10 protein-coding genes and 2 pseudogenes are annotated in these 9,202 nt (G+C 57.3%); 9 read left to right on the top strand and 3 right to left on the bottom strand.

Features of this window, described 5'->3' with window-relative positions:
* The first annotated feature begins 207 nt into the window (after positions 1-207).
* The 8 genes from JKL45_RS28680 to JKL45_RS28650 all read left to right on the top strand — a co-directional run bounded on the left by JKL45_RS28680 (position 208) and on the right by JKL45_RS28650 (position 5,509).
* Positions 208-438, top strand: coding sequence for a hypothetical protein (locus JKL45_RS28680; protein ID WP_201865183.1), 231 nt, complete (start codon positions 208-210; stop codon positions 436-438).
* 918 nt (positions 439-1,356) lie between these two features.
* Positions 1,357-1,611, top strand: coding sequence for a hypothetical protein (locus tag JKL45_RS28675; protein WP_201865182.1), 255 nt, complete (start codon positions 1,357-1,359; stop codon positions 1,609-1,611).
* 456 nt (positions 1,612-2,067) lie between these two features.
* Entirely contained in the window at positions 2,068-2,316 is a 249-nt protein-coding gene (locus tag JKL45_RS28670) for a DUF6894 family protein (RefSeq protein WP_201865181.1), read from the top strand.
* Between the two features lie 247 nt (positions 2,317-2,563).
* Complete coding sequence (locus JKL45_RS28665; protein ID WP_201865180.1) at positions 2,564-2,842, top strand: DUF6894 family protein; 279 nt, start codon at positions 2,564-2,566, stop codon at positions 2,840-2,842.
* Between the two features lie 173 nt (positions 2,843-3,015).
* Complete coding sequence (locus tag JKL45_RS28660; protein WP_201865179.1) at positions 3,016-3,726, top strand: IS6 family transposase; 711 nt, start codon at positions 3,016-3,018, stop codon at positions 3,724-3,726.
* A gap of 76 nt (positions 3,727-3,802) precedes the next feature.
* The gene (locus JKL45_RS31005) at positions 3,803-3,907 is read left to right on the top strand and encodes a DUF6894 family protein (protein ID WP_376771093.1); all 105 of its coding nucleotides are present in this window, start codon (positions 3,803-3,805) and stop codon (positions 3,905-3,907) included.
* Entirely contained in the window at positions 3,864-4,127 is a 264-nt protein-coding gene (locus JKL45_RS28655) for a DUF6894 family protein (protein ID WP_201865178.1), read from the top strand. Before JKL45_RS31005 ends, JKL45_RS28655 begins: the two co-directional genes overlap by 44 nt.
* Before the next feature lie 1,016 nt (positions 4,128-5,143).
* Positions 5,144-5,509 (top strand): cupin domain-containing protein, encoded by a 366-nt coding sequence (locus JKL45_RS28650; RefSeq protein WP_201865177.1) that lies wholly within the window; start codon positions 5,144-5,146, stop codon positions 5,507-5,509.
* Positions 5,510-5,871: 362 nt separating this feature from the next.
* Here JKL45_RS28650 and recA read toward each other — a convergent pair whose 3' ends face one another.
* The gene (recA, locus tag JKL45_RS28645) at positions 5,872-6,912 is read right to left on the bottom strand and encodes a recombinase RecA (protein ID WP_201865176.1); all 1,041 of its coding nucleotides are present in this window, start codon (positions 6,910-6,912) and stop codon (positions 5,872-5,874) included.
* 340 nt (positions 6,913-7,252) lie between these two features.
* Positions 7,253-7,513: pseudogene (locus tag JKL45_RS28640) on the bottom strand (transposase); the annotation flags it as partial.
* Positions 7,514-7,796: 283 nt separating this feature from the next.
* Between JKL45_RS28640 and JKL45_RS28635 the strand changes: the two are divergent.
* Entirely contained in the window at positions 7,797-8,030 is a 234-nt protein-coding gene (locus tag JKL45_RS28635; RefSeq protein ID WP_201865174.1) for a helix-turn-helix domain-containing protein, read from the top strand.
* A 65-nt stretch (positions 8,031-8,095) separates the two neighbouring features.
* On the opposite strand, the pseudogene JKL45_RS30335 reads toward JKL45_RS28635, so the two are convergent.
* Positions 8,096-9,133 (bottom strand): annotated as a pseudogene (locus JKL45_RS30335) (IS3 family transposase); the annotation flags it as partial.
* Positions 9,134-9,202 lie beyond the last annotated feature (69 nt).

The raw sequence follows: 9,202 nt of genomic DNA, 5'->3' as shown, positions 1-9,202 counted from the left end.
TTGAACACGCCGCCCTCCGTCCCTGAACCCCGGGAGCAGTAGCTGAAACTCTGAAACAAAGTGTTTGCGACAGAACCGTCCTGGATCGGTTGGCGGCCGCTGCCGCGCGCCTATCGTGCCTGACGGGTCGTCCCGAACAGGGCTATCGGCAGAGCGGAGGCTGGGTAAGGATAGGGCAGTGCCAGGTGAGATTCGCAGGGCTGCAGCATGAACCCAGATCAAGAGCTCGAAGCCATGGCGCGGGTGATCCTGCGGGAGACGATCGAGCGCTCCGGCTGGTATCCGGCTTTGCGCGGGGAGGAGCGGCGGCGGCTCATCGATCAGGACGTGGAGCGGCATTGGCCCCTCATGGTGGAGGAGGCACGCAAGCGGCGGGAACTGGTGGAGATCCATGTCGACGAGACCTATAAGGGCATCATGCAGCGGCGCATTCGTTGACGCCGTGCGGCACCAGGCGCACGATCAGGGCCTGTGATGGTCGAGCACGGCGCTTGGACTCCCAGAGCTGCCCGTTGCTCCCCACGGGCAAGGCCTCGGGATCCTTCCTCCCCGAGGCCTTCGCCGTATTTGGGCGCGAATTTCAAAAACACCCACTCTGACAAGCCGCTCAGCCGTGGCGTGAGCCGACACGGACCGCCCCGGTGGGGAACGGGGTCGGAAACGCCCGGTTTCCGCTCGGCAGTGTGGCGGAGGGGTTGTCCGTCATACCAGCCACGGCAAAAAGAAAGCGCCCTCTCGTGTAAGGGGGCGCTCTAAGGTCCGACCCGTAGGGGCAAAATAACGAAGCCGGTATCGACATGTATTTTGCAAATATATGTCTTCAATAAGGCATATCTATGCATTAGGTTTATTATCTGATTCAGCAAGTTTATAGTCTTTTTACAGATGTTTTGTTAATAATCAGGAGTCATTAAGGCTTGCTTACCCCTCAAGCGAAGCCGAACCAGTAGTGCGCGCACATAGCCAGAAGGCTTGGCGCGCAACGCACAGATGTTATGCGCAGAAACGCCGTTAGAGAACGTAAGTAGAAGAATATGGCGGATAAGTAGACAGTCGGTTAGTAGCAGGAATGGGTGCTGATTGCGATCTACTAAAGGCAAAAATAGGTCAATTAGACATCATCTACGATGATGAACTTCATCATCTACCAATTTATGGCTAATCCAAGATGCAGGATTTTGCCTTATTTACTATGAGTATAGGCATAGGTACTTATTGTATCGATCAGGAAGGCTGCTTATACAGGGGCATCCGTAGGGGCACTACGGACCAAGGGCCACGACCACAGCCACAGACTGGGCGCGGCCCTTTCCCATCAGGCTATGGCGACCATGACCTGATCAGAGGTTAGCATCCATGAACATCACTCAGCCGCAACTGCGCACGCTCAATCTTCTGGTCAAAAAGCCCGCTTACCGCGTCTACCGTTCCGACAGAGCCGGTGATTACACCTGGGTGCATGACGATGCTGACGTCCGGCTCACCGCCACACTGCATAAGCTGTTCAGCAGCGGATATGCCACGACCAGCCCTGAGAACCGCAATGTGGCGGTCCTGACCGCGAAGGGCCGTGAGGTGCTCGCTGCGCAAGTGGTGATGGCTGCTAATTAGATCCAGAACTTCGCATAATCCTCAGATGGAGCCGCGAACAAAAGCTTCCGCGTGTCGTTGACAGGCCTTGTGAGGCCATCAAACATGTCGGTCATGCAAATGAGGGGCGGCTGGTCCTTGGTGAGCACCGCTCCGCGAGACGGCACGCCTGTGATCCTCTGGGTAACTCAAGATGAGGTCCCTCCAAGCCTGCCGGAGCCTGTGGGCTTTTGGACAATCAACCCTATGGCAGGTGTCGGCTACTGGCGGATTTTCGGAGATCCGCCGCGCTTTTGCTCCGAAAGGCAAATCCGGGGATGGAAGCCGCTTCTGCGCGGTTGAGATAATCACGCATGCCTCACATAGGTTAAGTGACCGAAGCAACAAAGGTTAGAGGCGCAAGAGTTCCAGCAACTCACGTGAACAATCTGTTCCTCCTGCGGTTCGTAAGGACCGAACCCAACAGGAGAGATCGCGGTGCCTCGGTTCTATTTCGACGTGTCCGTGGGGGCCGACTTCACCCGCGATGATGTAGGCTTCAACTATGAGAGCCTGGCAGTCGCCGAGTACGAGGCCTCGCGTGCGGCTGCTGAGATCAGCCAAGATGCTTTGCCGCGACGCCGCGCTTCTGAGGTCTGCGTCTATGTCCGAGACGGAGACAGCCACCTGCTGTTCAGCGTGGAAATCTCCATGAACGTGCGCCGGGCGGCTCACCCGCTCGGGTGAGAGTCGGTGGTCAATTTCGCATAACTGCTAGTACGGAACGATCTGAGAATCTGGTCCCATGTTAGCTCCTAAGTGAGTGTTTTCGCCTAACATAGGACTATATTGTTTGTAACCTACCACTTTTGCAGGGTAAAGATCGAATATAGGTACTCGGTTATAGCCCTATAGCTTACTTTTCCTGCCGCATTCCCCGCACAAATCGTTCCCACTATCTGAGTTCCATATGGCCTTTTACTGGCAGGCTCTCATGTCCGTCTCGGAACGACTCGCCTCAGCAAGGTTCTTCTTCAATTTAATCTCTGAAACAGAAATCATCCGTGATGAGGAAGGGGTTAATATGCCAAATGAGGGGGACCAAGTGAGCCATATCTCCTGCGCGCTTGAGGACCTCCACCAGAACGGCATGCTTGCCTCGGCAGAGTGGCAGGGCTGGGAGGTGGTGATTACCGACGGCTCAGGCCAGAAGCTCTTCAGCGTTGCCCTTGGCCATCCCTACCTGGCATACACCTTTCCCCATTTGAACTAAAACCTGCGATTTCTCATAAGCCGCAGCATGAAACGTGAGTAGAAGGTCACAGCAGCCAAGAAAAAAGCGCCTCTCCGGAGGAGGGCGCTCAAGGTGTCGGGCCCGTGGGGCAAAGATTGAGGGGCATCGTCAGGTTAACCGCGCTAGTGACTACTGAGAGCCATACGTGAGGGATGAAATCGCCTCATGATCCTCGTTATGCCCGCCACCGCTTTCCGGCTGAGGTGATCAGCCATGCCGTCTGGCTCTACTTCCGGTTTCCGCTCAGTCTGCGTTTGGTGGAGGAGATGCTCGCGGCACGGGGCATCGAGGTCAGCCACGAGACGGTGCGGCAGTGGGCGCTGAAGTTCGGGCAAGATTACGCCAACCAAATCAGGCGACGTCTGCCTGCGCCCGGGGACAAATGGCACCTCGATGAGGTGGTGATCCACATTGCGGGCCGGAAGCATTGGCTCTGGCGCGCGGTCGACCAGCACGGCGTCGTGCTCGACATCCTGGTCCAGAGCCACCGCGACGCCAAGGCCGCAAAGCGCCTGCTGTGCAAGCTGCTCAAGAAGCACGGTATCGTCCCTCGAGTGATGATCACGGACAAGCTGGCCAACTACGGTGCGGCAAAGCGCGTAATCATGCCGAGCGTGGAGCATCGGCAGCATAAGGGCTTAAACAATCGCGCGGAGAACAGCCATCAGCTCACGCGACGACGCGAACGCGTTATGAAGTGTTTCAAATCAGCTGGGCAGGCCCAGCGGTTCCTCTCAGCCCACGATCTAGTTGGCAACCTCTTCCGCCGACCTGCCAACTCCACCGCCGCTGATCATCGCAAAGCCCGGGCCCAGGCCCTTACGACCTGGGCCGAGGTGGCTGGCCTCGCTGCTGGCGTCTGACCGGCTGATCCCGTGAGGCTTTGCGACGTCAACTCGCAAACCTGACGGTGCCGGACCAGCATTCTGGTTGAACCGCATGCCCCGCTACTACTTCGATCTCCGCGACGGAACACGCTTTGTTCCCGATGACAAAGGTCTTGAGTTCGGCAGTCTGGATGCTGTCGAAGGGCGATACCCGTGAGATCACCTCCGATGAGTTAGGAGGCATCAACTCTGAAAGGGACATTGCCGTGGCGCACTACTATCTCGACATCCATGACGGCGAGCAGCTCGTCCGCGATGACGAGGGTTTCGAGTTCGACAGCCCGGGCGCTGCCATGCGGGCGGCAGCTCGTTCAGCGCCTGAGATTAGAACGAGCAGGCTGGTGAAGGCGATACCAGCGATGTCGTCATCGAGGTGAGGGATGAGCAAGACCAGCGGGTCGTCACCGTGACAGCTTCGATGACAATCGAGTGGCATGACCCACTGTCTTAAGCCCTCATCTCTGGAGTGCATAACTCGCTGAAGACGCTGTATGGAATGCAAGTAAAGAGCGCAGCGTCCAAGAAAAAGCGCCCATCCGAAGAGGGCGCTTTGAGTTGCGGATCCGTAGGGGCAATCGACGAACCCGACAAAGGTCAACTGCTCACATAATGCCGGCCACGTCTTTGTCATTCGTCGTAGAAGCATGCGGCATTTTAGTGATAGTTGCCCAATATAGGGATTTGTACTTATTACATACCTCGTTCGGGGTAGATAAACAGGCTTCACCGTAGGGGCAAATACGGTTCGAAGGGTCGCGAACACGGTCACAAGACTGGGCGCGACCCTTTTTCATAGGCGCCCCGGCTCTCTCGGCTGTGGGCAGGTAGTCCAAGAACTTCAATAGTTGCCCTAACTGAACTCCCGGAGGCGCGGAATAGCCATAGCTTCGCCGTAGCCATGGTCTTACATGGGCTATCGTTGACTTGTGTTTGCACAGGCGTCGGCGACTGAGAGCCAGGTGCTCCCGCCTGTAGAGCGGAGCGCACAAATGCCTCTCCCGGATTCTCCACCCGACAATGTAACCTTGATTAAGGAAGCGCAGGCTGCACGAGTTCTCGCGCACGTCCGAATGATCCTTTCAGAGCTGAAACCCCGCGCCTCCAAGCCCCTATCAAAGGTTCTGTGATTCCGATAAGTCCATCATGGAACAGGATGCATAGCGATCGCAGGGGTACGGCGATTTGATGACGGCCTGTCCCTAACATTAGAAACGAAACTGCACTGTTTACCGTTGAGATTTCCTTTAGGCTGTTCGCAGATCGTGCTTACTCAGTACGAAGTAACTACGAAGTAGCTGCTGCGAACTTACGAGAGGCGCGCTTGTTCTGACATCTAACCTGCTTGATACTGGTCTGTGTGCTTTTCCATTCCGCCACGACGGAAGGATCTAAGATGGCCTCTGCAATTGAAATCAAGCGGTTCGAGAAGCCCGACCAACTGCTCGACATGAAGGAGCACGGCCGAATTTCCATCATCAAGATGGCTGACGGCACGGCCGGCATGCACGCGATTTTCGAACCAGGTTGGACCTGGGAGGCCGATGAGAAGCCGCTGCTTGGGTCGCCTGACTCATGCCCGATGCGCCACACTGGCTACTGCATTAGCGGTCAGCTTGTGGTCCGCATGATCGATACGGGCATCGAGACGCATATCGGTGCCGGTGACTTCTTCGAGATCCCGCCCAGCCATGATGCTTACGTTAAAGGCAACGACCGCGTGGAGTTGATCTTGTTCGCCCCCCCTGAACACCAGCACTGAAGCACCACCCGGTCAGCCCAAGAGGGGCCATGAACTGGATCGCGTCCCTTTCATCGCAGTACTGCTGGAGTTCTTGTGGCATCCCATTGGACAGCGCCCTTGGAACTGCCCGAAGTGGAGGATCACATCACGCCTTCAAAGGGATGCGTCGCAAATTTGGCTAAGGGACGATAGGGGCACTAAACGGCCAATGAGGCCTTATGCGGTGAGAGCCTCAAACTGGTCGGAGAGTGACAGCCGAAGGTTACAGGCGTATTTCGCCTGTTGCGTACCTATCATGTGGACCAACTCGATCACAAAGTTACCCTGTGGGGAGTGATGTAAAACACCGGTCCAGCCGAACCGGTGTCTCATGTTCAGGCTTATGCAGCATCCTCATCTACCGGAGCACCGTCGGTATCGTTGGCCTGCAACTCGTTGATCAGCAGACCGGCGTTCTGGCGGATCTTGCCTTCGATCTCGGCCGCAATCTCTGGATTGTCCTTCAGGAAGGTCTTGGCGTTCTCGCGGCCCTGACCAAGACGTTGGCTGTCGTACGAGAACCAGGCGCCGGACTTCTCCACCACGTTGGCCTTCACCCCAAAATCGATGAGCTCTCCCATCTTGGAGATGCCTTCACCGAACATGATGTCGAACTCGACCTGCTTAAACGGCGGAGCGACCTTGTTCTTGACGACCTTTACCCGCACTTGGTTGCCGATCGGCTCATCCCGATCCTTGAGAGTCGAAATCCGGCGGATGTCGAGCCGCACTGAGGCATAGAACTTGAGCGCATTTCCGCCTGTGGTCGTCTCAGGCGAGCCGTACATGACGCCAATCTTCATGCGGATCTGGTTGATGAAGATCACCATGGTCTTGGTGCGGCTGATCGAACCGGTAAGCTTGCGCAGCGCCTGGCTCATCAGACGGGCCTGGAGACCGGGACGGCTCTCGCCCATCTCGCCCTCAATCTCGGCCTTCGGAGTGAGCGCCGCAACAGAATCGATGACCAGCACATCCACAGAGCCCGAGCGGATCAAGGTATCAGCAATCTCCAGCGCCTGCTCGCCATTATCCGGTTGGGAGATCAGGAGATCATCAAGATTGACGCCCAACTTTCGCGCGTAGGCAGGATCGAGTGCGTGCTCGGCATCAATAAACCCGCAGACGCCGCCTGTTTTCTGCGCTTCGGCAACGGTCTGGAGTGCCAATGTCGTCTTGCCTGAGGACTCTGGTCCGTAGACCTCGACGACGCGACCTCTCGGAAGGCCACCCACACCCAGAGCGATATCGAGTCCGAGAGAGCCGGTCGAGATCGTCTCTACCTCAACAACCTGACCGCTACCAAGACGCATGATCGAGCCTTTCCCAAAGGCACGCTCAATTTGGGCCATCGCTGTTTCGATAGCCTTGTTCTTATCCATGCTCATCTCAGTTTCGCTTCTGTAATTTATGAGTAATGACTTTATCGCAATCAAACTCCGAGTGCCAGAACAAAGCACGAACTAAAATAAATTATGAGCATTACCCTCAGTTAAGCTTTTATCTATACTGGAAGATCGACAGGCCAACACGCTGTGACCGTCGACTTAATGGCGTCTCGCCTTTTTGGGATCGTTTGGGATGGAGGCACTTTATTGTATCCCCATCAAGGCTCCCCTCGTTTGAGAACGGAGTGCCCCATATTCAACGACAAGCATCAAAGTCGTTCACTTTAAGTGGACCTGCCCCGAACGCTGGACCACGGCCGAGCGGGCTTCAGGGCTTTTTTGACAGCACGTCCTGCAGCATGGCTTTGTCGAGCGAGAGGTCCGCCACCATCTGCTTCAGGCGCCGGTTCTCCTCCTCGAGCTGCCTGAGGCGGCGCACCTCCGAGAGCATCAGCCCGCCGTACTTCTTGCGCCAGCGGTAGTAGGTCTGCTGTGAGATCCCGACCTTGCGGCAGACCTCCTCGACGCTCACGCCGTCATCGACCTGCTTGAGCAGGACGGCGATCTGCTGCTCTGAGAACCTGGACACCTTCATGGCCTTTCCCCTTCTCCCAGCCGGGAGACATTACGGGAAAATTCTCACTCTGGCCGGTCCAGTTTCCAGGGATCAGGTCATAAGCTCAAAAGGTGTGTGCGATACGTTATCCGTTCTCCTTTTGCCACGTGTCGACAAATACCGCCATGCGTCTGGGCTCACGCAGCAAGACCCCCTAGACGGGCGGGAGCGAGCATCAGTGCGCTCTCCCTTGGTTGCCGTGACATATCCGCAGCATGGACAGCTCGTTCTGTGTTAGCCTGGGATTCTGGAGGAGACGACGATGGTTGATGCCTTCCGCGTACCGATGGATGTTACCTATGCGATCGCAGGCGGCGAGCCCGCCTTGATGGCCTACCGTCGATGGAGAAACATCTCGCGCGATGACCTCGCCGCAAAGAGCGGCATTCCCAAAGAGGATATCGAAGCTATTGAGGAAGGCAACAAGGATATCGAGGAGGAGATGCTTGAAAGCCTCGCAACTGCACTCAAAGTGCCTCAGGATCAGCTGATCTAAAGCCCCGCTACACTGATTGGCGAGCTCTGTACAAGTTGGAGGAAAGCCGTTGCTGTTGTTGCCCCTTAAAGAGCGGACATGGCTTCCTGGGATTGACGGGCCGCGATGAAATCGCGGGGTGAACGATAGCCGAGAGCCCGATGCGGGTGAAGCTGGTTGTAATGGGCAAACCAGTCAGGCAACGCGGCCATCACGGACCGGGCATCCGGGCAGGAGCTGACGCGGGCGTAATCGCGCTTGATCGTGCGCACGAAGGCCTCAGCCATGCCATTCGATTGCGGGCTCTCCAGCGGCGTGGTGCGCGGCTCCAGCCCAAGCTCCCGGGCAAACGACTGGGTTGGCCCCGCCACATAGCAGCTCCCGTTGTCGGTCACCCACTCGATCGTGTGCGGCACCCGGTTCACAGGCCCGAAGCGATGCTCAACCGCGCTGAGCATCAGATCGCAGACATCCTCGCTCTTGATCCCCTCTGTCGTGGCGACATAGCCCAGCGCCTCGCGGTCACAGCAGTCGAGGGCAAACGCGACCCGCACCTTCTCGCCATTGTCACAACCGAGCTCAAATCCGTCCGAGCACCAGCGCAGATTGGACTGCGCGACCGCACGTCCTGCCGGCGTGTCTCAGCGCCGCCCGCATGCCGCTGGAGCAGCAGGCCGTGCACCTTCATCACCCGGTAGACCCGCTTGTGGTTGGGCGGAGCCTGGCCCTGCTCATGCGCTCGGCGCGCCAGAACGGCCTGCACTCGCCGATAGCCATAGGTCGGCATGGTGGCGATCACGCCCTTGATCTCTTCGACCAAAGCGGCATCCGGCAAGGGCGGCCGGCCGCGCGAGCGGGAGGTTTGCGATTGCGTCCGCTTGATGAGGTTGGAGCGAGCCACCCCAAGAGTCTCGGCGACGACACTCATCGGGAACCGTCCTTCGGCAACGAGGCGGACCGCAGCAGCCGTTTTTTTGAGTCCACCACCTCCAAGGCTTCCTTGAGTACTTCGGCCTCGAGTGTCTTCTTGCCCAAAAGCCGCTGCAGCTCGTGCACTTGGTTCTGGAGGGCGTGGAAGCGGAGGCTGGCACAAGCTCCTCGCCACGCCTAGGGCGGGTTAGCGCCTGATCCAATCGATAGTAGCTGCGAGACAAAGCACACCCATGAAGGAGCGTGCGGTCTTCTCATAGCGG

The organism is Microvirga soli (assembly GCF_016734765.1).
GTDB lineage: Bacteria > Pseudomonadota > Alphaproteobacteria > Rhizobiales > Beijerinckiaceae > Microvirga > Microvirga soli.
The sequence above is the reverse complement of the archived record's forward strand: the minus strand, read 5'-3'. Positions and strand labels throughout refer to the sequence as shown.